At 72.9% G+C, this 21,506-nt stretch carries 17 protein-coding genes; 8 read left to right on the top strand and 9 right to left on the bottom strand.

Going from position 1 to position 21,506, the window contains the following annotated elements:
• The first annotated feature begins 132 nt into the window (after positions 1-132).
• Positions 133-930 carry a universal stress protein gene (locus IT780_RS38820; RefSeq protein ID WP_199516875.1) on the top strand — a complete coding sequence of 266 codons (798 nt, stop codon included), beginning with the start codon at positions 133-135 and terminating at the stop codon, positions 928-930.
• Positions 931-949: 19 nt separating this feature from the next.
• On the opposite strand, the gene IT780_RS38815 is transcribed toward IT780_RS38820, so the two are convergent.
• Positions 950-1,327, bottom strand: a complete 378-nt coding sequence (locus tag IT780_RS38815; protein WP_199516874.1) for a VOC family protein — start codon at positions 1,325-1,327, stop codon at positions 950-952.
• Positions 1,328-1,472: 145 nt separating this feature from the next.
• Here IT780_RS38815 and IT780_RS38810 point away from each other — a divergent pair, with 145 nt between their 5' ends.
• The gene (locus IT780_RS38810) at positions 1,473-2,030 is read left to right on the top strand and encodes a DM13 domain-containing protein (RefSeq protein WP_199516873.1); all 558 of its coding nucleotides are present in this window, start codon (positions 1,473-1,475) and stop codon (positions 2,028-2,030) included.
• 134 nt (positions 2,031-2,164) lie between these two features.
• Here IT780_RS38810 and gap read toward each other — a convergent pair whose 3' ends face one another.
• Positions 2,165-3,160 (bottom strand): type I glyceraldehyde-3-phosphate dehydrogenase, encoded by a 996-nt coding sequence (gene gap, locus IT780_RS38805; protein WP_199516872.1) that lies wholly within the window; start codon positions 3,158-3,160, stop codon positions 2,165-2,167.
• 468 nt (positions 3,161-3,628) lie between these two features.
• Between gap and IT780_RS38800 the strand changes: the two genes are divergently transcribed.
• On the top strand, positions 3,629-4,216 hold the full coding sequence (locus tag IT780_RS38800) for a hypothetical protein (RefSeq protein WP_199516871.1): 588 nt from the start codon (positions 3,629-3,631) through the stop codon (positions 4,214-4,216).
• Between the two features lie 7 nt (positions 4,217-4,223).
• Here the strand turns inward: IT780_RS38800 and IT780_RS38795 are convergent, their stop codons facing one another.
• The 3 genes from IT780_RS38795 to IT780_RS38785 form a co-directional block, all read right to left on the bottom strand.
• The gene (locus IT780_RS38795; RefSeq protein WP_199516870.1) at positions 4,224-5,180 is read right to left on the bottom strand and encodes a GlxA family transcriptional regulator; all 957 of its coding nucleotides are present in this window, start codon (positions 5,178-5,180) and stop codon (positions 4,224-4,226) included.
• A gap of 51 nt (positions 5,181-5,231) precedes the next feature.
• Positions 5,232-8,609 (bottom strand): 3-keto-alpha-glucoside-1,2-lyase-like domain-containing protein, encoded by a 3,378-nt coding sequence (locus tag IT780_RS38790; protein ID WP_199516869.1) that lies wholly within the window; start codon positions 8,607-8,609, stop codon positions 5,232-5,234.
• A 147-nt stretch (positions 8,610-8,756) separates the two neighbouring features.
• Entirely contained in the window at positions 8,757-10,934 is a 2,178-nt protein-coding gene (locus tag IT780_RS38785; protein ID WP_233414211.1) for an alpha-galactosidase, read from the bottom strand.
• A gap of 104 nt (positions 10,935-11,038) precedes the next feature.
• Between IT780_RS38785 and IT780_RS38780 the strand changes: the two genes are divergently transcribed.
• Positions 11,039-12,154 (top strand): FAD-dependent monooxygenase, encoded by a 1,116-nt coding sequence (locus IT780_RS38780; RefSeq protein WP_199516868.1) that lies wholly within the window; start codon positions 11,039-11,041, stop codon positions 12,152-12,154.
• Between the two features lie 11 nt (positions 12,155-12,165).
• Here IT780_RS38780 and IT780_RS38775 read toward each other — a convergent pair whose 3' ends face one another.
• A complete protein-coding gene (locus IT780_RS38775; RefSeq protein WP_199516867.1) occupies positions 12,166-12,726 on the bottom strand; it encodes a TetR/AcrR family transcriptional regulator in 561 nt (186 codons plus the stop codon).
• A gap of 100 nt (positions 12,727-12,826) precedes the next feature.
• On the opposite strand from IT780_RS38775, the gene IT780_RS38770 reads away from it, so the two are divergent.
• From IT780_RS38770 to IT780_RS38760, 3 genes are all read left to right on the top strand, one after another.
• A complete protein-coding gene (locus IT780_RS38770) occupies positions 12,827-13,402 on the top strand; it encodes a class I SAM-dependent methyltransferase (protein WP_199516866.1) in 576 nt (191 codons plus the stop codon).
• Positions 13,403-13,466: 64 nt separating this feature from the next.
• The gene (locus IT780_RS38765; protein WP_199516865.1) at positions 13,467-14,906 is read left to right on the top strand and encodes an AMP-binding protein; all 1,440 of its coding nucleotides are present in this window, start codon (positions 13,467-13,469) and stop codon (positions 14,904-14,906) included.
• Between the two features lie 115 nt (positions 14,907-15,021).
• Positions 15,022-15,942, top strand: coding sequence for a DUF5995 family protein (locus tag IT780_RS38760; RefSeq protein ID WP_199516864.1), 921 nt, complete (start codon positions 15,022-15,024; stop codon positions 15,940-15,942).
• A 125-nt stretch (positions 15,943-16,067) separates the two neighbouring features.
• On the opposite strand, the gene IT780_RS38755 is transcribed toward IT780_RS38760, so the two are convergent.
• Both IT780_RS38755 and IT780_RS38750 read right to left on the bottom strand, forming a co-directional pair.
• Complete coding sequence (locus IT780_RS38755) at positions 16,068-17,762, bottom strand: diguanylate cyclase (protein ID WP_307831614.1); 1,695 nt, start codon at positions 17,760-17,762, stop codon at positions 16,068-16,070.
• Between the two features lie 538 nt (positions 17,763-18,300).
• Positions 18,301-18,777 carry an Hsp20/alpha crystallin family protein gene (locus IT780_RS38750; RefSeq protein WP_199516862.1) on the bottom strand — a complete coding sequence of 159 codons (477 nt, stop codon included), beginning with the start codon at positions 18,775-18,777 and terminating at the stop codon, positions 18,301-18,303.
• 209 nt (positions 18,778-18,986) lie between these two features.
• Here IT780_RS38750 and IT780_RS38745 point away from each other — a divergent pair, with 209 nt between their 5' ends.
• On the top strand, positions 18,987-20,102 hold the full coding sequence (locus tag IT780_RS38745; RefSeq protein ID WP_199516861.1) for a threonine synthase: 1,116 nt from the start codon (positions 18,987-18,989) through the stop codon (positions 20,100-20,102).
• Here the strand turns inward: IT780_RS38745 and IT780_RS38740 are convergent.
• Positions 20,099-21,424: a TIGR04013 family B12-binding domain/radical SAM domain-containing protein gene (locus tag IT780_RS38740; RefSeq protein ID WP_199516860.1), complete on the bottom strand. Its 1,326-nt coding sequence runs from the start codon at positions 21,422-21,424 to the stop codon at positions 20,099-20,101. The genes IT780_RS38745 and IT780_RS38740 overlap by 4 nt on opposite strands.
• Between the last annotated feature and the right edge of the window lie 82 nt (positions 21,425-21,506).

Genomic DNA, 21,506 nt, shown 5'->3' with positions numbered 1-21,506 from the left:
CCAGGCCATCGGCAACGGCAGGGCGGCCACTCCTCGGAAACCACCCAACGACAAGAAACCATCAGCCACACCCCACCGTCCCCGGGCATCCAGGGCATCACCCCAGACGATCAACAACCTTATGGAGATGCCATGACAGCACCGGTCATCGTCGTCGGAGTCAACGGATCCGCGACCAGCACCGCCGCCGTCCGCTGGGCGGCGGCCGAGGCTCAGCTGCGCGGGGCCGGGCTGGATGTCGTGGTCGCGTACCAGTGGCGGATCCCGGGGCGCAGCTTCGCTTCCCGCGGCGAGCTCGTCCGCACCACCGGCGCGCACGTCAGGGAGATCCTCGACGCCGCCGTGCACGAGGCCCGGTCGAGCGCTGCGGGCGTACCGGTGAGGGGTGCTGCGATCGTCGGCGACCCGGTGCCGGTGCTCCTCGAGGCGGCCACCGACGGGGACCTGCTCGTCGTCGGCGGCCGTGGCCGGGGGAGCCCCGGGCCGCTGCTCAGCCCGGTGACGACCCAGCTCGCCGCGTACGCGCCGTGCTCGGTCGCCGTGGTGCGTCCGGGATGGAGCGCCGGCCACCACACGGTCGTGGTCGGCGTCACCGACTCGCCCGGAGCGTCGGCGACCATCGGTACGGCGTACGAGGAAGCGAACCTGCGCCGGCCCGCGACGCTGCTGGCCGTGACCGCGCAGCCCGGGTCGGATCGCGTGCTGGACGACTCGCCATGGCGGGACAAGTATCCCGAGGTTCCGGTCGTCCGGGACGTGGCGCCCGGCGATCCGGGGGCCGTCCTCGTGGAGAGGTCGCGGGAGGCCGCCCTGCTGGTCGTCGGTGCGGGCGGCCACGAGGACTTCGAGGCGCAGCGGCTGGGGCCGGTCCGGCTTCACCTGTTGCACCACGCCGAGTGTCCGGTGCTGATCGCTCGCGATCGGCGGTGATGCACCTGGGCCCTGCCGGCTATGCGGTTCGCAGGTCCTGGACCGTGCGGGAGAGCACGCAGAACTCGTTGCCCTCCGGGTCGGCGAGCACCACCCACGTCGAATCCGGCTCCTGGCCGACATCGGCGTGGGTGGCGCCCTGCGCGAGGAGCCGGTCGACCTCCTCTGCGGCGGTGCTGCCGTCCGCGCGCAGGTCGAGGTGGAGGCGGTTCTTCAGGGTCTTGCGCTCCGGCACGGGCACGACGTCGATGGTGGGCCAGGCGGAGCCGGCCGGGCCGATGGTGATGATGCCGTCGGCTTCCTCGAGGACGGTCCATCCGAGCACGGCGGCCCAGAAGCCGGCGACCCGGCGCGGCTCCAGCGCGTCGATGACGATCGTGGCTATGCGGCTGGTCATCTCATGTGTCTATCACCCGGCGGCTGCCTTCTTCCCGTCGCCTTCGCTGCCTTCGTCCCGGCGCCTCCCGGGGGCGGAAACCGTATGAAGTCGGTAAGGAGTTGATCTCTTCCGTCCCGGGGCCCGGCCCGGTTGACTCGTTCACGTGATCCGACGACTTCTCCGCAGACCTACGACCTGGCTGGTGATCGCCGTGCTGGGCGCCGGCGCCGTGGCCGGCCTGTTCTGGTTCCAGCCGTGGCGACTCGTCACCGACACCACGGTGGCCGACCAGCTCTCCTCCGCCGAATCGCCGGCGTCGGCTCCGGTGTCGACGCCATCCGCGGGCTCCTCCTCGGCTGCGCCTCCCGCCGGGCCGGCGGTGGTGCGCAAGGGAACCTTCGTCAGCCACGAGCACGACACCACGGGCGCCGCCCGCCTCGTCCGCAACGGCGACGGCACCCATCAGCTCGAGCTCGTCGGCCTCGACACCTCGGACGGGCCGGACCTGAGGGTGTGGCTGACCGACCAGGAGGCCATCACCGGCTCCGAGGCCTGGAGCGTGTTCGACGACGGCCGTCACGTCGAGCTCGGCCGCCTCAAGGGCAACCACGGCAACCAGGTCTACCCGGTGCCGGCCGACGTCGAGCTGGACGCCTACCGAAGCATCAGCATCTGGTGCAAACGCTTCTCCGTCTCCTTCGGAGCGGCGCTGCTCCGATAGCACCCCGCTGTGTGGGTAACGCTGGGTGCCGTGCGGCCGGGGTGCCGCCGCAGCGGGAGCGGACTTGCTTCCGCTGCGGCTTGGCGGGGCGCGCCGACGGCCCCGGCCGGGGTACGACGCCCCTGTCGTGGGAATCAGGCCGCGAGGAGCTCGAGCGTGTCGATCACCCGGTTGGAGAAGCCCCACTCGTTGTCGTACCAGGCGACCACCTTGACGTGGCGGCCGTCGGCCCGGGTGAGGGCCGAGTCGAAGATGGCCGAGGCCGGGTTGCCGGTGATGTCCGAGGACACCAGCGGGTCGTCCGAGTATTCGAGGATTCCGGCGAGCGGGCCCTGCGCCGCGACGCGGTACGCCGTCAGGATCTCGTCGCGGGTGACGTCGCGGGAGACGGTCGTGTTGAGTTCGACGAGCGAGCCGACCGGGACCGGGACGCGGATCGAGTCGCCCGACAGTTTGCCGTCGAGTGCGGGCAGGACCAGGCCGATGGCCTTGGCGGCGCCCGTCGTGGTCGGCACGATGTTGACCGCGGCGGCGCGGGCGCGGCGGGGGTCGCGGTGCGGGCCGTCCTGCAGGTTCTGCTCCTGCGTGTACGCGTGCACCGTGGTCATGAAGCCGTGCTCGATGCCGGCGAGCTGGTCGAGCACCGCGGCCAGCGGCGCGAGCGCGTTGGTCGTGCAGGAGGCGTTCGAGACGATCGTGTGCCGGTCGGGGTCGTAGGCGCCGGTGTTGATGCCGTACGCGAGGGTGACGTCGGCGCCGTCCGACGGGGCACCGACGAGGACCTTGCGGGCACCCGCGTCGAGGTGGGCGCGGGCGGCCTTGGCGGACGTGAAGCGGCCGGTGGCCTCCAGGACGACATCGACGCCGAGCTGCGCCCACGGCAGCCGTGCGGGCTCACGCTCGGCGAGCACCGTGATGCGGCGGCCGTCCACGACGAGGGCGTCACCGTCGGCCGTCACCGGACGCCCCAGCCGCCCGGCCGTCGTGTCGTACGCGAGCAGCCGCGCCAGGGCAACGGGCTCGGTGAGATCGTTGACCGCGACGACTTCCAGCTTGCTGTCCCGGTCGAGCAGGGCACGCAGGACATTGCGTCCGATGCGGCCGAATCCGTTGATCGCGATACGAGTCATGTCCCCAGATTCGCTTCCGCCGCCCCGCCCGGGACAGCGGCGTGCGCGCCACGGTTCGCAAGGATCGCGCCAACGCACAGGAAGGGGGCGATGGGCGACGGCCGCCCGGGAACGGCCGACGGGCGGCGAGCGACCGGTGCCCCACGCTCCGCGCGAGACAGGAAGCGGGTCGGGTGACGTCCGGGGTCGGCGGCGGGATGGCCGCTGAGCCACTGGTGCCGCACGCGGGTCGGGTGGGGCCGCGGCGGCAACGCGCGTGCGCCGACGCGCGTGCGCCGACGCGCGTGCGCCGACGCGCGTGCGCCGACGCGCGTGCGCCGACGCGGGTGCCTGCGCGGGTGCGGGCGTGGGGAAGCGGCCGTCATGGTGGGATTCGACCTGCTAGTTCACGCTTTCGGGGTCACCCTTCGGGGCGGCGACTGTCGGGTATCTGTTCGCCCGCCGGCTGCGGATATGCGATCTTGCGGTATGCACCCGCACCGTACCGTCGCTCCCGGGGTGGCCACGCTGCTCGCCCTGTCGCTGCTCGCCGCCGGCTGCCAGCAGAAGTCGGCCGATTCGACCCCGGCGACGGCTGCGTCCGCGCCGCCCGCGGCTACGTCGGCCGCGACGCCCGCGGGCGATGGGGACGACACTCCGACCACCGCCGCCACGACGCCGGCCGTCTCGGGCGCGAAGCCCGCGACGGGTGGGAGTCAGGCCGCCATCGGGGACGGGCGGTGGCCCGCGTATGTGACCGCGGTCGGCGAGGGCACGCTGACGATGGACCTCGTGGAGTTCCTGACGGGTGACAAGGCCGCGAAGGAATGGAAGAAGCGGTACCCCGGCGAGAGCGACGAGACGCCGCCGAACGACTACTTCATCGTCAACGACAACAAGAAGAAGCGGACCCTGCCGCTGGCCTCGAAGGTGCCGGTGCTGGTGACCGACGGCGATGCGACCGCGGACACCGAGGTGGGGGTCGCCGGGCTGAAGAAGCGGCTCGAGCACACGCTCTACTGGCTGACCGTGAAGGACGGGAAGGTCGTCAAGGTGCAGGAGCAGTTCCTGCCCTAGCGACCGGTCACTCGCCGTTGGCGAAGGTGCGGCGGTAGTCGCTCGGTGTCGTTCCGAGGATCCGCTGGAAGTGCAGGCGCAGGTTCGCCCCCGTACCGAGGCCGACGTCCGCGGCGATCTGCTCGACGCTGCGCTGGGAGCGTTCGAGCAGCTCGCGGGCCATGTCGATGCGGGCGCGCAGCACCCACTGCATCGGCGTGTGGCCGGTGTCCTCGACGAAACGGCGGGAGAACGTACGGGGGGAGACCGCCGCGTGCCGGGCCAGGGTCTCCAGGGTGAGGGGTTTGCCGAGCCGGTGCAGGGCCCATTCGCGGGTGGCCGCGAAGCGTTCGCCCAGGGGCTCGGCGACGCTGCGGGGGACGTACTGGGCCTGGCCTCCGCTGCGGTAGGGGGCGGCCACCAGCCGGCGGGCCGCGTGGTTGGAGGCGGCCACGCCCAGGTCGCCGCGGAGGATGTGCAGGCACAGGTCGATGCCGGAGGCCGCGCCCGCCGAGGTGAGGACGCCGCCCTCGTCGACGAACAGGACGTTCTCGTCGATCCGGATGCCGGGGTGTTTCGCGGCGAGGGCCCGGGTGTAGTGCCAGTGGGTCGTCGCCCGCTTGCCGTCCAGGAGACCCGTGGCGGCCAGGGCGAAGGCGCCGGTCGAGATGGCTGCGAGGCGGGTGCCGCGGGTGTGGGCGGCGAGCAGCGCCGCGACGACGGCCCGCGGTGGGTCGTCCCGGTCCGGGAAGCGGTAACCCGGGATGAAGACGATGTCGGCCCAGGTGAGCGCGTCGAGGCCGTCGGCGACGTGGTACGAGAGCCCGTCGCCGCCGGTGACCAGGCCGGGCGCCGGGCCGCACACCCGCACCTCGTACGGCATGCTCGCCCGGGTCGTGAACACCTGGGCCGGGATGCCCACGTCGAGCGGTTTCGCCCCTTCCAGGACGAGGACGGCGACGCGACGCAGGCGGGACTCCGGCACGCGGCCCAGCGTAGACAGCGCTGGGCCGCGCAGGAATCCGGACGGGAGATGTCAGGCAGGCTCGATCCAGAGGTTGCGGTAGCGGACGTTGGCGCCCGGGTCGCCGTGGTCCTGCAGGCGGATCGGAAGGAAGCTCGGCCCCTCCGCCGCCCCGTTGCCCGTCGGGCCGTCGATCTCGACGTTGTTGTGCACCGTCGTGCCGTTCCACACCACGGTGACGCGGGCGTTCTCGGTCTTCGTCGAGCCGTTGTAGCGCGCCGCCCGGAACGTGACGTCGTACGTCTGCCAGGTTTCCGGCGCCGTGCCCGCGTTCGTGGACGGCGCCCGTTTCTGGTAGATGGCCGCACACTCGTCGTTGCCGAGGGTGGCCTTGCCGTACGTGTCGAGCACCTGCAGCTCGTACCGGTCCTGCAGGTAGATGCCGCTGTTGGCCCGTTGCTGGCCGGTCACGTCGGCGGGCAGGTTGGGCAGCCAGAATTCGGCGTGCAGTTTGAAGTCGCCGTACGTCTGCTTGGTCCGCAGGTCCCCGCCGAGCACCTCGGCCGAGCCGCCGGAGACCGGCCACGTCGGCGCGCTGCCGTCGGCGTTCTGGAACGCGGCCAGGGAGCCGCCGTCGAACAGCGTGACCCGGCTCGTGCCGTTGTGGGTCCAGCGTTGCTGGGCCACGTCCGCCCACGTCCAGATCTGGACCTGGGTGCCGTCCGCGGTGGCGCCGCCGGCCACGTCGAGCACCTTGCCGGAGGCCGGGTTGAGCAGCGAGCCGTTGGCCTGCTGCTGCCAGACCTGCGCGGCGCTGTTGTTGCAGGTGTAGAGCTGCACCTTGGTGCCGTCGGCGGTGCCGGCGTTGTCGATGTCGAGGCACTTGCCGAGCGCCCGGAGCGTGTCGCCGTCGCGGGTCCAGCTCTGCGCGGACGAATTGTTGCAGGTGTAGATCTGCACCTTCGTCTTGTCGGCGTTGGCGCCACCGGCGACGTCCAGGCACTTGCCGCCGATGCCGGTGACGGTGCCGGTGCGCGGGGCACCCGGCGAGGAGCCCGCGTTGCCCACGGTCAGGTTGTCGAGGTTGACGTGGCCGACATCGCCACTGTCCACCTTGTACGCGATGGTGTTGCCGCCGGCCCGCAGCGTCACGGTGTCGGCCTTGGTGGCCCAGGTGTCCCAGTTCCCGGTGTCGGCGAGGCTGATCTGGCGTACCTTGCTGCCGTTGACGTAGAGGCTGACGGTCTTCGCGCCCGCCGACGGGTTGGGGCCGTTGCTGAACCGCAGCGAGACCGGGTACGAGCCGGCCGCCGGCACGTTGACGCTGAACGTGGCCGCCGCGCCCACGGCACCGAAGCCGGCGACGAAGCCCGACCCGGTGTACCCGGAGTGGTCGGTCGCCACGCCGGCGCCGCCGCTGAGGCCGGAGTTCTCCGCCTCGACCTGATCCGTCTTCAGCGTGGTGCCGTCGACGAGGCTGTTGAGCGTGTACCAGGCCTCGGTGCTCCACAGCGACGCCCCGGACGTCGACGTGAACGGTCGCGGCGAGCGGACGTGCACGACCCGGCCCGGCTTGAGCCCGTTGAGCTTGAGGGTCACCTTCAGGCGGTCCGCCGAGAGGGTCGCCGACGCGACCGGCAGCGTCTCCTCGTCGACCTTCGGTCCGCCGTACGCCGGGGTCGGCACGTAACGCCACTGCTCGGCCCGGTAGCGGGCGGCCAGCTGCGCGGCGGTGTCGGCGGACACGGGCTGGGTGTACTCGAGCTCGAAGCCGCCCGAGACCGCCCGCATCGCCTTGATGTCGAAGACGCTGGTGCCGTTGGGTGTCAGCTTCTGCAGGCCGTACGTGAGTTTGCCCTCCTGGCCCCAGTTGCCGCCGGCGCCGAGCCCGCCGACGTAGAGCGCGCCGTCCGGGCCCAGGCTGGTGCGGAGCACGCCCATCTCGAGGCCCTGGGTCATGCGGAAGACCGCGCCCTGGTACTGGCCGTTGACCTTCTCCAGGGAGGCGCGCTGAATGCCGCCGTACGTGACGTCGCCGAAGATCATCTGACCGGCGTACGGGCCGGAGTCGAGCATCAGCGGGGTGCTCGGCGAGTTGGCGATCTCGTTCTGCGGCAGCCACAGCACCGGCTGGGTGACCGGCTGGCCGTCGTACGGTCCGTCCGGGTCGGTGTAGTGGCCGAAGAACCGGTCCTGCTTGATCTGCACGAGCTTCGAGGCGGGCAGCCAGCCGCCCTGGTTGTCGGTGACGAAGACGTCGCCCTCGGGGCCCCAGCCGATGCCGTCGGGGGTGCGCAGGCCGCCGGCGACGTACTGGACCGCGCCGGTGGACCGGTTGATCTTCAGGCTGGTGCCGCGGTTCGCCGAGCCCTGCGGCACCGTGGTCGCGCCGCCGAGATCGATGGAGACGGACAGGTTCAGGTAGAAGTAGCCGTCCTTGTAGAGCAGGCCGAACGCGAACTCGTGGAAGTTGCCGTCGAACGGCCACGTGGCGACCCGGCGGTACTGGTCGATGACGCCGTCGCCGTTGGTGTCGTTGAGCTCGGTCAGCTCGTGCTTCTGCGACACGTAGATCGTGCCGTCGACGATTTTCAGCCCCATCGGCTCACGCAGGCCGGTGGCGATCTTCTTGTACGTGACCTGGCTCGGCGACGTCGCGCCGGTGACGCCGCTGAGGACGTACACCTCTCCGGCGACCGTGTCGCTGCCGCCCCAGGTGGCGATCGCGAGGCGCCCGTCCGGGAACCAGTCCATGGCGCTGACCTGCGGCTGGAAGCCGCTGGGGCGCAGGTTCGTCAGCGTGTAGCCGGGGTGGACGGAGGTCAGCGGCAGGCCGTCGCCGGGGCTGTCGCCCGCGCCCTCGCACTCCTTGCGCCCGGGGGCGGTGACCCGTACGACGCCGGCGTCGGTGCTCAGCGCCGAGTTCGGTACGACCGCGAACGCGCTCGCGCCCGGCGGGCGCCATTCGAGGGTGAGTTGCTGGCCGCCGTCGCGTTCGAAGAAGTCTAGGTGCAGCGCGTGGTACCCGGTCGTGAGGCTGACGCTGCCCTCGACCGCGGTGGGGCCGTGCGCGCCGTCGTTGGTGATGACCGTGCCGCCGTCGAGCTGCATCCGGGAGCCGTCGTCGCTGGTGAGCCGGAAGGCGTACGAGCCGGCTGTGGCGATGTTCAGGTTGCCGATGACCTCGGACTGGAAGTGGTCCTCGAGGCCGAAGTCGCCCGCGGTGGTCCAGTTGACCGTGGGCAGGAGCTTGTCCACGTTGGGCGTCTGGCCGGTCTTCAGCGTGCAGAGCGAGTCGCGGGAGGTCTGCAGGTCGTACGTCCGCAGCGTCACCCCGGGTTCCTGGGGCGGGACGGCGGCGGAGGCGGGGGTGGCGGGCAGCAGTCCGGCCATCAGGACGGCGCACCCGAGCAGGGGCACCGGTAGCCAGCGGGGCAGCAATCGTTTCATCGAGCGCTCCAGGGTGCGCGGGCATCGACTCGTGTCGACGATCATCAATGGCTCGTTACGTTAGGACTCTTTTTAGAAACAGTCCATAACTTTGACGTCATCATTGAGAACTTTTGCATGTACAGCCGAAAGTGCCCCGGAGCGCGCCTACCGAGCGTCGGCGCTGTAAAGGACGACCTGGTCGGGGTGCACCCGCGGGCAGGCCACCCCGGCCCGTTCCAGCGCCGCGCCCGTGAGCACCCGGCCCGAGCGGTCCGCGCCCCACCAGCGTGGCGGGATCAGCCCCGACGGCGGACGGCCGACGATCACCGGCCGGAGGCGGTAGCGGCGGTCCGGACCGAGGCTGCGGAAGCGCAGCCGGGCCGCCGGGTCGGGCAGGATGCTGTCCGTCACCGCCATGGCGATCAGCGCACGGGACCGGTCCGGTGCCACGACGCCGTGCACGAGGATGCGATCGTCGTAGCCGTCCATGCGGATCAGGTCGCCGGCCATCAGCAGGCCGCGTTCCCGTTTGTAGAAGGCGATCCATTCGCCGAGGTCGGCCAGCTCCGCGTCGGTGGCCTCGGCGAGGTCCCATTCGATGCCGAGGTGGCCGAAGATCGCCGTCGCCGCGCGGTAGCCGAGGTCGTGGTGGCGTCCGGTGACATGGGAGCGGCCGGAGGCGATGCGCGAGCCGAGGTACTCCGGCGGTACGAGCTGGGCGGTCCAGCGCAGCATCCGCTGGCGGTCGTGCGGGTCGATGCTGTCCGAGACCCAGACCCGGTCGGTACGCTCCAGCACCGCCAGGTCCACGCGGGCGCCGCCGGACGAGCAGGACTCGATCTCCAGGTGCGGGTACGCGGCCCGCAGCTCGTCCAGGAGCCGGTAGAAGGCGAGCGTCTGCGCGTGCACACCCGGGCGGCCCTGGCGGGTACGGTCGCCGGCCTCCACCAGGTCGCGGTTGTGGTCCCACTTCACGTAGCTGATCGCGTACTCGTCGAGGATCGCGGCCATCTGGGACCTGACGTGCTCGTACGCCTCCGGGATCGCGAGGTTGAGCACCTGCTGGTGGCGGGACTCGACCGGCCACTCCGGGCGCGCCGCCATGATCCAGTCGGGGTAGGCGCGGGCGACGGCGGAGTCGGGGTTGACCATCTCCGGCTCGAACCACAGGCCGAACTGCATGCCGAGCCCGCGGACCCGGTCGACGAGCGGGTGCAGCCCGGCCGGCCACACGTCGCGGGACACCACCCAGTCGCCGAGGCCGGACCGATCGTCTCGCCGCGACGAGAACCAGCCGTCGTCGAGGACGTACCGTTCCACGCCGAGGGCGGCGGCGCGCTCGGCGAGGTCGAGCAGCCGGTCGGCGTCCTGAGCGAAGTAGACGGCCTCCCAGACGTTCAGCGTCACCGGCCGCTGCGCCGGGACGGGACGCTCGCGGGCACGCAGATGCCGGTGGAAGCGGTGGGCGACATCGTCGAGGCCGCGGCCGTAGGCGGCGTACACCCAGGGGCTCTCGTACGCCTCGCCGGTCGCCAGCCGTACCTCGCCGGGCAGCAGCAGCTCGCCGCCGCCGATCAGCCGTTCCCCGGTGAAGACCTGCTCGGCGTAGTGCACGTGGTTGCCGCTCCACGCCGTGTGCACCGCCCACACGTCGCCTCCGGCGAACCCGAACCCCGCCGTGCCGGCGTGCAGAAGGTACGCGCTGTCCGCGCCGGTGCGGCCCTTGCGGTTCTCGCGTACGTGCGCGCCGAAGCCGAACGGGCCGCGCTGGGGTACGCGTTCCAGGGTGTGCCGGCCGCCGAAGTCCAGCAGCTCGACCGCCTCGGCCGGTACGGGCAGCGTCAGCACCAGGTCGTCCACCCCGTACGGCTCCGGAGCCAGGTTGCGGACGGCAGCGCGTACCCGCAGCAGGCCCGGCGGCAGCATCTCCAGGGTGACCCGCAGCTCCAGACGGCCGGCGTCGTCGGACGCCGTGACCTCGAGCCGGGCCGCGCCGCCCGAGGTGAACCCGGTGACCGGCTCGCCGTCGAGGGTGACCGTCGTGGTGGTGAAGGCGGGCGACCAGCCTGCCCCCGCGAACGAGCCGCTCAGCCCGGGGCGGCCCAGCCAGCCGGTGCGGTGCTCGGGAAGCAGCGCCACCCGCGGCCGCGGCTCGGCGTCGTTCGACCCCGCCACCGGGACCGCCGTGGCTATCAGCGCCGCGGCCAGCTCCGCGTCCAGCCCGGGCAGCTCCGGACCCCAGTACGTGACCGCCGGCAGCTCATGGGCGCCCAGGTCGACGAGGACCGTCACCCCGCCCGCGGTGAGGGCCACGGCCACCGAGTTCTCCATCAGGGGCAGCATGCGGGGGTGGTACGGGCCCGTCAAGCGACACGGCGGGGTGGCGGGCGGGGACCTGGGGCGTCCACACTGGAGCGACATGCCGTGGCGAAACGGGGGAGTCCGAGATGGGTCTGTCCGTGCTGGTGGTGGGAGGCGGGATCGCCGGGCTGGCGCACGCGGTCGCCGCCCGGCGGGCCGGCCACGAGGCCGAGGTGCTCGAGGTCCGGCCGGGCTGGGAGGCGGCCGGCTGGGGCCTGAGCCTGACCGGCCCCGCGCTGCGGGCGCTGCGCACGCTCGACCTGGCCGACGCCTGCGCGGAGGCCGGCCATCCCGTCCACCGCACGGTGCACTGCGATGCGGAGGGCGTGGTACGGGCCGTCGTCGAACCGCCCAGCGTGCTCGGCCCCGGGGAGCCGGTCGAGGTCGGCATCGGGCGTCCCGCGCTGCACCGCATCCTGCGCGAGGCGGCCGCCGGTCTCGGCGCCACGCTGCGCACCGGCGTCTCCGTGGCCTCGCTTTGTCACGAAGACGGTCAGGTGACGGCACGGCTCAGCGACGGCAGCGCCCGTACTCCCGACTACGTCGTCGGCGCCGACGGCGTCCGGTCCCGCACTCGCGCCCAGCTCGGCCTGGACGTCGAACCCCGGTACGCCGGCCAGATGGTCTGGCGCGCCCTCGTCGAGCGCCCCGACTGGGCCTCCGACGTGCACGTCTTCGCCGGGGCCAGCGGCACCACCGGGGTCATCCCGATCTCCGCGCGGCAGGCGTACGTCTTCCTGACCGAGAGCGCCGTCGAGGCCCGGCCGGCGCCCGAGAGCGAGCTGGCCCGGCGCATGCGCGACCTGCTCGCACCTTTCGGCGGGCGGTTCGCCGACGTCCGCGACACCATCACCGACCCCGCCCAGGTCGTCCGCCGCCCCGTGCACACGCTCTTCCTGACCGGCCCGTGGCATGCCGGGCTCGGGGTGCTCGCCGGGGACTCCGCGCACGCGCCCTCCCCGCAGATGGTCAGCGGGGCGGCACTCGCCATCGAGGACGCGGTCGTGCTGGCCGCCGAGGTCACCGCGAGGCCGGACGCGCTGCCGGAGGCGTTCGAGGCGTACCAGCGGCGGCGGCACGAGCGGGCGAGGGCCGTCGTGGAGACCTCCGTGGAGATCGGCCGCCGCGAGCGGCAGGGCCGTCACGACGAGGTGCGTGCGCTCCACCAGAGCGGGCACGCCGCGATGGCTGCGCCGATCTGAGGCGTACGCGCTCAGCCGTGCCGCGACGGATCGGACAGGCTCGCGGTGACCCCGGCGGCAGTGAGGTCCCGGCAGATCCGGGCCATCGTCGCCGGATCCACCGGGAAGTCCTCGCGGATCCAGCGGACGAGCACCCCGGCCAGCGCGCTGCCGTGGTACTCCGCGATGATCGCCGCGGGATAGCGCGTGCCCACCTCGTCGAGGTGGACGTACAGGCTGTCGACCAGCGTCCGGTGCAGGTATCGCGTGGCGACGGTCTCGCCGCGGCGCCCGCACATGGCCCGGTAGAGCGCCCGGTGGCGGTCGGCGTGCTCGAACACGACCCGCACGGGACTGTCCGGCTGCACCTCGTGGCCGCCCGCGGCCAGCGCGTCGAGCTCCCGCCGGAGATCCTCGCGCAGGTCGTCGAAGCACGACTCGAACAGGGCCTGCTTGTCCCGGAAGTGCGCGTAGAACGTGGAGCGGCCCACCTCGGCCCGGTCGAGGACGTCCTGCACGGTGATGCGCTCGTACGCCCGCTGCACGAGCAGCCCGACGAGCGCCTCCTGCAGCAGCCGGCGGGTCCGGCGCACCCGCCGATCCGGCACACGATCGCGGCCGGTGTGCGGTACCGGACGGCCGGCGGCATCTGGTTGTTGAACATGCTGTTCGGGAACGGCCACGCTGTCCAGTATGAGGATCGCACTGCACGGGGCCTTCGCCCATGCCGACCGGTACGACACGATCACCACCAAACACCTGCGGGGCCTCGACGCGCGCGTCGTCGCGGACGTCTCCGCGGCGGGCCTCGAGCCGGGCGCCCGCATCCTCGACGCGGGCACCGGGCCCGGGCGGCTGCCCCGGGCGCTGGCCGCGGCGCTGCCGCAGTACCGGTACGACGCCGTCGACCTGTCGCCGCAGATGATCGAGCACGCCCGTACCGCCGGCGCCGGGATCGACGTCGCGTTCGCCGTCGCGGACGTCGGCCGCCTGCCGTTCGAGGACGCGACGTTCGACCTGACCGTGTCGTCGCTGAGCCAGCACCACTGGGCCGACGTACCCGGTGCCATGCGCGACCTGCGCCGGGTGCTGCGCCCGGGTGGCCGGCTGTGGATCTACGACGTCCGGTGGATGCTGCGGCGGGCGACCCGGGAGGCGCGGGCCGTCTTCGGTGCCGATGCCGTTCGCCGCGAGCCGGTCCGCCGGTTCATGGCCCGGTTGAGCGCGACCGCGCCGGGGCCGTCGTCCACAGGCTCGACCGCCGGCTGAGCTTTGTCCACAGGCTCGGCGTCCGGCCGAGCGGCCGGGGGCCGGGATAGGGAATCATCGGGGCATGCGGTTGCTCGGAGCCCTGCACGACCAGGCGGATCTCGATCGTGCCGTCACCACGCCCGAGGGCGTGCTGTCGCGGCACGAGCTGCTCGGGCGGGCTTCGGCGCTCGCGGCGGAGCTCGCCGGCGCCGGCACCGCCGCGGTGCACGCCGTGCCCGGGCTTCCGACGATCGTGGCCGTGACCGCCGGGCTGCTCGCCGGGGTTCCCGTCGTGCCCGTGCCGCCGGACGCCGGCGAGCTGGAACGCGCGCACGTGCTGCGGGACTCGCGCGCGGCGGTCCTGCTCTCCGACGAGCCGGCCGCGGCCGGGACCAGCGGGCTGCCCGTCGTGCCGATCTCCGGCCATACGCGATCCGCGTCGGCACCCGCCGAGCCGGCCGCCGACGCGCCCGCGCTGGTCCTCTACACCAGCGGCACGACCGGGCCGCCGAAGGGCGTGGTGCTCTCCCGGGCCGCGATCGCCGCCGACCTCGACGCGCTCGCCGCGGCCTGGGAGTGGACGGCCGGGGACACCCTCGCGCACGGGCTCCCGCTGTACCACGTCCACGGGCTGGTGCTGGGCGTGCTGGGCGCGCTGCGGACCGGGTCGCGGCTGGTGCACACCGGACGGCCCACCCCGCAGGCGTACGCGGCGGCCGGTGGCACCCTCTACTTCGGCGTACCGACGGTCTGGTCCCGGGTGTGCGCCGACCCGTCCGCCGCCCGTGCCCTGCGCGGCGCCCGGCTGCTCGTCTCCGGCAGCGCCGCGCTCCCCGTGCCGGTCTTCGACGACCTGGTCGCGCTGACCGGCCAGGCGCCCGTCGAGCGGTACGGCATGACCGAGACCCTGATCACCGTCAGCGCCCGCGCCGCCGGGGAGCGCCGGGCCGGCCACGTCGGGCTGCCGCTCCCCGGCGTCGAGACCCGCCTCGTCGACGACGCCGGCGCCCCGCTGCCCGCAGACGGCGCGGCCATCGGCCAGCTCCAGGTCCGCGGCGCGACCCTCTTCGACGGGTACGTGCGCGGCTCTGGGCTCGCCGGTGGGGGTGGCGCGCTTCTCAGCGGCGACGGCATCGCCCCCGCGCCGCTGACCGACGGCTGGTACGCCACCGGCGACGTCGCCACGATCGGCCCCGACGGCTGGCACCGCATCGTCGGGCGCGCCTCCACCGACCTCATCAAGACCGGGGGATACCGGGTCGGCGCGGGCGAGGTCGAGGACGCGTTGCTGTTGCATCCCGCCGTACGCGAAGCCGCCGTGATCGGCTCGCCCCACCCGGACCTGGGCGAACAGATCACCGCCTTCGTGGTCGCCGACGGTCCCGCCGCCCCGGACGAGCTCGTGGCGTTCGTCGCCGCGCGCCTCGCCGCCCACAAGCGTCCCCGCGTCGTGCATCTGGTCCCGGAGCTGCCGCGCAACGGCATGGGGAAGGTGCAGAAGAGCCGCCTCAGGGAGGCCTGACCGCAGCGGGCCCGGCGTTCTACTGTCGGGTAACCGCCTCGACACTGGTCAACTGGCTGGTGCGTGAGCAGGGTGGAGCACCGTACGGGGATGATCTGGGGGGCCGGGGGCCGGTATGACCACGACAGTGCAGTTCGATCGCGGGGGCGTGCAGAGCAGCGCCGAGCTGCTGCGCGAGGAGCGGCGGCGGATCGCGCGCGACGAGCCGGGCCTGGTGCCGAAGGGCGGCGGCTGGGAGCCCGCCTCCCGGGAGATGGCCGACCTGTGCGCCTGCCGGGTCGAGACCATCGGCGACGTGCTCCGCGGGCTGCGCAAAGCCCAGGAGATCATGGACACGCTCCCGCCTCCCGCGGCCAACCGCGTCGCATCGTTCAACTCGCTGTACTTCACCATCACCGACCGCGTCGCCGGCGCGCTCAAGAGCAGCGAGGTGCACGACGCCGACTTCCTCGAGATGCTCGACGTCGAGTTCGCCAAGCGGTACTTCGACGCGCTGCGCCTGTGGGGCGAGGAGAACCTGAACACGCCGGACGCCTGGGAGGTGCTGTTCCGCCGGGCCCAGGACAAGCGGGTCAGCCGGCTCGCCGCGGCGATGCTGGGCGTCAACGCGCACATCAACCACGACCTGGCCTGGGCGCTGGTTGCCACCTGGAAGAGCACCGGCGCGCCCGCCGAGGACGACCCGATCCACCCGGACTACCTGCTGGTCAACAAGATCTTCTACCAGGAGATCCCCCGGCTGCGCCGCCGCTACTCGACGTCCTGGCAGCTACGCATCGACGGCCTGGTCGGCGACCTCGACGACTGGAGCCAGCGGGTCCTCGTCGCCGCGACCCGGGCGCGCGCGTGGGAGCAGGCCCAGCGGCTGTGGGAGCTGCGCGAGGACGAGGAGGACCTGGCCCGCGCCGCGCTGGTGATGGACCGCGCCTCGGCGTACGTGGGGGAGCTGCTCATCACGAGCGACGGGGTGGTCAACCGGGCGGGCTCGGCCCTGCGCGCCGGGCGGGACGTGAGCCGCCGCGTGTTCCGCCGCTGACGACCGCCCCCGCCGCTCTTTCTGCTGCTTGCTGCCGGCGGTCGCCTTCCGGCTGCTTGCTTCCTGGTGGTCGCCTTCCGGCTGCTTGCTGCCGGTGGTCGCCTTCCGCGGCCGGTGCGCGGGCTTTACTCGGCGACCAGGCGGTTGCGGCCGGCGCGCTTGGCCGCGTAGAGGTTCTCATCGGCGCGGCGCACCACCGAATAGGCGTCGTCGCCGGGCCGCAGCACCGCCAGCCCGATGCTGGCGGTCACCCGCAGCCCGGCGGCCACGCTGTCCCAGGCGTGCGCATGGATCGCCGCCCGCAACGCCTCGCAGCGCCGCGCCGCCTCCGCCCGCTCCACGTCCAGGATGAGGATGAACTCCTCGCCGCCGTGCCGCCCGGCATGCCCGCCCGCCTCCGCGAGGATGGCGGCCACCCGGCGCAGCACCACATCCCCGACCGCATGGCTGAACGTATCGTTGATCAGCTTGAAGTGGTCGAGATCCAGCAGCGCGACGCTCACCGCCCCCCGCGGCCCGGCCGGCACCTCCATCCCGGGCCCCGCATCGCTCGCCCTCGCCACGGCATCGCTCGCCCTCGCCCCCGCATCGCGGGGCGCCGCCCCCGGGTCGCCTGACCTCGCCCCCGCGTCGCGCGGCGTCGTCCCCGCGTCGCGCGGCGCCGCCACCGCGTCGCGCGGCGTCGGCGCGGCCGGCGGGTTCGGCGCTGCCGGCGTGGCCAGGGCCGCCGCGAGGTGGGCGTCGGAGCGGCGCCGGTTCCACAGCCCGGTCAGCGCGTCCCGCTCCGCCATCTCCCGGAACCGCTCGGTGGTGCGCTGCGCCTCGTCGACCGCGTACTGGGCGTGCGCGACCCGGGCCACGACCTCGCTGCGTTCGGACCGCCGCAGGGTCCAGGCCTCGTGGAAGTCGACCATCTCCTGGTACGCGGCCCGGAAGTCGCCCAGCTCGGCATGGCATCCGGCGATCATCCGCAGCGCCAGGGCGTCGACGTCGGGCAGGTGGTCGCGCGCGGCCATCCGCCGGCATTCCTCGAGCGTACGCAGCGCCGTACCGATATTGCCGTCACGCCGTTGAATGTCGGCCAGAGTGATCAGCGCGGCCGGGATCGCGTCGGAGTCGGTGGGTTGCGCCGAGGCGACGGCCTGCTCGATGACGGCGGTGGCCTCGGCGGACCGCCCGGTCTCCAGCAGGATCCGCGCCACCGTGTCGGCGCAGGAGGCGTTCAACGGCTCGCCCGTCGCGACGCTGTGTTCCTGCATCCGCCGCACCAGCGCGGCGGCTGACTGCAGATCCCCGTGCGTGTACGAGCACCACGCCCAGTTGTTGAGGTTGGCCAGGATGAGCGCGGGCACCCCGGCGTCGTCGGCGAGCTGCTGCGCGGCCCGGAACTCCCCGTGCGAGATGCCGCCGATCCGCTGATCGTTGACCTGCAACGCCAGGATGATCGCGTGGTCGACCCGCAGCACCGGCGGATCGCCGTCCACCAGCATCCGGTTCGCCGGGTACGCGTGCCGCACCGCGTCGGCGTTGTCCCCGATCCGCCACAACCCACCGGCGATCACCGCGTGGGCGTGCGCGACGACGATCCGGTCGTCGGTGGCGGCGAGCACCTCACGGGCCTGGCGTACGCCCTCGGCGACCCGCCCGCCCCGGCTGTGCAGCTCGGCGATCACGAGCCTGCCCAGGTCGGCGTGCCGCCGGTCCCCGGCGGCCTCGGCGCGGCGTACCAGCTCGGCGGCCCGGCCGGCGAGGCCCGCGTGACTGACGTAGACGTCCGCGACCAGGCTCTCGATGGTGGCTTCCACGGTCTCGGCGCCCACGTTCACGCTCCGGTGGATCGGCACCCGGGCGACGACCCTGAGCGCTGACGACGCAACTCTCAGCGCATGACCCTAGTACGCCGGCGGCGGGAAGGGGAGGAATCGGGCGCCGGGCGGTCCGCTGCCGTCGGTGAACGGCGCGCGGGCATCCCGGGCGGCCGAATCGCCCGCCCGGGCGAAAGCGTGGCGGCCAATCTGCCCGCCGGACTGGAAGTGCGGTAGCCCATCTGCCCGCCGGGGCTGAAGGTGCGGCGGCCATCTGCCCGCCGGGGCTGGAAGTGCGGCGGGCGAACCGCCCTCTGCGTGGTCCTGCCGGGCGCGGTCGTGGGCTCCGCACCCGGCAAGGCCGACGCGCCGCCGCCGGGCCGCGACGGCGCGGGGGAGGGTTACCGATGTGAGCAATGGCGGCGGCCTGGGCCGCCGGCAGGGGACCGAGGTGAGCAGTGCCGGCGGCGTGGGCCGCCCGCGGGGCCGGGTGCACCGCCCGCCGCGGGGCCGGGTGGGCGCACCGCCCGCCCGGCCCTTCCAGGGCGAGGGTTCAGGAATGCGAGATGGCGGGCGCGTCCTGCGCCGTGCCCTCGAGCACCTGGCGGTCGTGCCCGGCGCCGCGGGAGATCTCGATGCGGCGCGGCTTGGCGGCCTCGGCGACCGGGATGGTCAGCGTGAGGACGCCGTCCTGCCAGGTCGCGGAGATCTTGTCGAGGTCGAGGCCGTCGCCCAGGGTGAGGCGGCGTTCGAAGGTGCCGGTGACCCGTTCGCGGCGCAGCCACTGCACATCGTTGTCGGTGCGCGGGGACCGTTCCGCGCGGATCGTCAGCACGTGGTTGTCCACGTCGACCTGGACCGAGCCGGGGTCGATGCCGGCGAGGTCGCAGTGCATGACGAAGTGGTCACCGGAGCGGTACAGGTCCATCGGCATCGCCACGGTGGGGGCGCCGGCGGCACCGGAAGCGGTGCCGAACATCTGCCCGGCCAGGCGGTCGAACTCGCGGAAAGGATCGAAAGTCAGCACCACGGATACACCTCCTCGTGAGGCCCGCCGGCCGTTCCGGCGGGCGCGTGGCGCTCGGCGATCGGATCAGCTCTGCCGAGGTCCGTGCAGCACACCCGAGGCGGTTCATCACCGCGGTTGAGCTGCAGCGACACTTCATTTTTTAGCACTGTCCAGGGTTGAGTGCCAAGCCCTTCGGCAAGATTTTTCGGCGGTCTGGAAGGATCGGCGGCATGACCTGCCTCGTCGACCGGTCCGGCCGCCGCTACCCGCTCGGCGAGCCTCGATGGCGCGGCGACGACGGCTCGCCGCTCATGCTCGAGCCGCTGCCGGGCATCACCCGTGACGACATCGACACGAGGGTCCGCTCGCAGTGGCGGTACGCCGCCGCGCTGCCCGAGGTCGGGCGGCCGGTGACGCTGGGGGAGGGCACGACCCCGCTCCTGCCGCTCGACGTCGACGGGCTGACGGTGCACGTCAAGCCGGAGTGGTTCAACCCGACCGCCAGCTTCAAGGACCGCGGCACGAGCGTCATGATGTCGGCGCTGCGGGCGCAGGGCGTCACCGCGATGCTGGAGGACAGCAGCGGCAACGGCGGCTCCTCGGTCGCGGCGTACGCGGCGGCGGCCGGCATCCGCGCCACGATCCTCGCCCCGGAGGGGACCTCGGCCGCGAAGATCCAGCAGAGCCGGATGCACGGCGCCACGGTGGAACTGGTGCCGGGCAGCCGTCAGGACACCTCGGACGAAGCCGTGCGGCGTTCGGCGTCGACGTTCTACGCCAGCCACAGTTGGCACCCGTTGTTCTTGCAGGGCGTGAAGCTTCTCGCGTACGAGATCTGGGAGGACCTTGATTTCACGGCGCCGGAGGCGGTCGTCGTGCCGTGCGGCGGCGGCAGCCTGGTCCTGGGTCTGCACCTCGGCTTCGGTGAGCTGCTGGCGGCGGGGGCGATCACCCGGCGTCCGCGGCTGCTCGTCGCGCAACCGCACCACTGCGGCCCGCTCGCGGCCGCGTTCGCCGCCGGATCGGAATCGGTCACGGTCCGGGAGTGGAGACCGACGGTCGCCGAGGGTACGGCCATCGCGCGGCCGGTCCGTGACCGCGAGGTCCTCGCCGCGATCCGGGCGTCGGACGGCGCCATGACCACGGTGACCGAGCCGGACCTCGTCGCGGCGACCCACGAGCTCGCGTCCCGGGGCCTCTACGCGGAGCCGACCAGCGCGATGGTGCTGCCGGCCGTGCGGGCCTTCCGGACCGCGGGGACGCTGCGGCCGGGCGGGACGACGGTCGCCGTCCTGACGGGTACGGCCCTGAAAGCGGCCGACACCGTGGCGCGCCTCCTGGCCTAGCAGCTGTCGCCGGCGGGGAGCGTCGGCAGGATCGTACGGCTGCGACCAGGGCGGGGGTACGCCTCGGCGGCGGCGGCCAGGCGGACGGCGTGGTCCCGTTGCTTCTGCCAGTGGCCGTAGAGGGCGCCGCGCTGCGACAACCGGTCCACCTCGGAGATCGTCTCCGGGGCCACGTCGCCGGCCGGGGCGTCGCGCCACGGCGTTCCCGGCAGCGGCATGAACGTGTGGGCGTGGATGCGCGCGCCCAGGTCGGCCAGCTCCCGGGCGAGCCGCAGCGAGTCGCCGACGTCGCCGGGGCCCTCACCGGGCATCCCGAAGATCATGTCCACGTTGATCCGGAACCCCTCCTCGATCCCCAGCCGCGCGGCCCGCTTGACCTCCTCGACGCCGTGCCCCCGCTTGGCCGCGTCGAGAACCCGATCGGATCCGGACTGCGCCCCCACGATGATGTTGGTGTTGTCGCAGTACTTCCGCACCAGGCGAAGAGCCTCCCGGCTGACATGCTCGGGCCGGATCTCGCTCGGGAAAGACCCGAAGAACACCCGCCCGCCCGGGCCGATCCCCTCCCGGCAGCTCGCGAGCAACTCCTCGACCGCGTCCAGGTCGGGCTCCTCGGTCCGGCTGCCGTAACTCAGCGCGGTCGGCGTGATGAACCGGACATCCCGCAACCCCCGCTCCCGCATCCGGTCGACATGCCACCGCACGTTCGCGATGCTGCGGTGACGGAACCGAGCGGAGAACATGAACGGCGTCTGGCAGAACCGGCACGCGTAGATGCATCCCCTCGTGATTTCGAGAGCGTTGAAGCGGTCCCATCGGAGCGAGAAGCCGCGGAAGTCGTCGAGCGCCCGGCGTTCGGGACGACCGGTCTTGATGATGTCGCCTGTGGCATCGCGGTAGACCAGACCGGTGACGCCGGCGGGCTCGCCGACGGCGTCGACAAGCTTGAGCAGGGTGGTTTCTCCCTCACCGACGGCGGCGATGTCCCAGCCGGCGTCGAGGGTCTGCACCGGTTCGGCGGTGGCGTGGACGCCGCCGGCGATGTGGAGCACGGAAGGGCCGTCCGCGAGCCGGCGGATGTGGGCGAGTTCCTCCGCGAGCGCGGCGGCGTCGGGGGAGTAGAAGGACCAGAGGACGAGCGCCTTGGCGCCGGTGGCGATCGCGGTCCGGATGTGCTCGGCGGTCGCTTCGGGGGTGTCGCCGAAGCGGACGTCGTATCGAGTGGCTGTCTCGTGCTCCTCGAGGGCGCCGAGAAGTACGTGGAAGCCATAGGTCACCGCTTTGCGGTAGCGCAGCACCAGGACCAGGTCAGGACCACCCATGCGGAAATTCTGCCAGTACGACAAGCGAGGTCCTGAATGTGGGCCGTCGCAGCCCACTATTTCGCGATGGCCCACCTCGAGC

This window comes from Nucisporomicrobium flavum (assembly GCF_016464385.1).
Lineage (GTDB): Bacteria > Actinomycetota > Actinomycetes > Mycobacteriales > Micromonosporaceae > Actinoplanes > Actinoplanes flavus_A.
The sequence above is the reverse complement of the archived record's forward strand: the minus strand, read 5'-3'. Positions and strand labels throughout refer to the sequence as shown.

Bases quoted from the DNA above. Each gene is read 5' to 3' on its own strand.
- IT780_RS38800 (WP_199516871.1), top strand. From the start codon at position 3,629: ATGCACCCGCACCGTACCGTCGCTCCCGGGGTGGCCACGCTGCTCGCC.
- IT780_RS38790 (WP_199516869.1), bottom strand. From the start codon at position 8,609: ATGAAACGATTGCTGCCCCGCTGGCTACCGGTGCCCCTGCTCGGGTGC.
- IT780_RS38745 (WP_199516861.1), top strand. From the start codon at position 18,987: ATGACCTGCCTCGTCGACCGGTCCGGCCGCCGCTACCCGCTCGGCGAG.
- IT780_RS38770 (WP_199516866.1), top strand. From the start codon at position 12,827: ATGAGGATCGCACTGCACGGGGCCTTCGCCCATGCCGACCGGTACGAC.
- IT780_RS38780 (WP_199516868.1), top strand. From the start codon at position 11,039: ATGGGTCTGTCCGTGCTGGTGGTGGGAGGCGGGATCGCCGGGCTGGCG.
- IT780_RS38785 (WP_233414211.1), bottom strand. From the start codon at position 10,934: ATGCTGCCCCTGATGGAGAACTCGGTGGCCGTGGCCCTCACCGCGGGC.
- IT780_RS38815 (WP_199516874.1), bottom strand. From the start codon at position 1,327: ATGACCAGCCGCATAGCCACGATCGTCATCGACGCGCTGGAGCCGCGC.
- IT780_RS38740 (WP_199516860.1), bottom strand. From the start codon at position 21,424: ATGGGTGGTCCTGACCTGGTCCTGGTGCTGCGCTACCGCAAAGCGGTG.
- IT780_RS38760 (WP_199516864.1), top strand. From the start codon at position 15,022: ATGACCACGACAGTGCAGTTCGATCGCGGGGGCGTGCAGAGCAGCGCC.
- IT780_RS38765 (WP_199516865.1), top strand. From the start codon at position 13,467: ATGCGGTTGCTCGGAGCCCTGCACGACCAGGCGGATCTCGATCGTGCC.
- gap (WP_199516872.1), bottom strand. From the start codon at position 3,160: ATGACTCGTATCGCGATCAACGGATTCGGCCGCATCGGACGCAATGTC.
- IT780_RS38820 (WP_199516875.1), top strand. From the start codon at position 133: ATGACAGCACCGGTCATCGTCGTCGGAGTCAACGGATCCGCGACCAGC.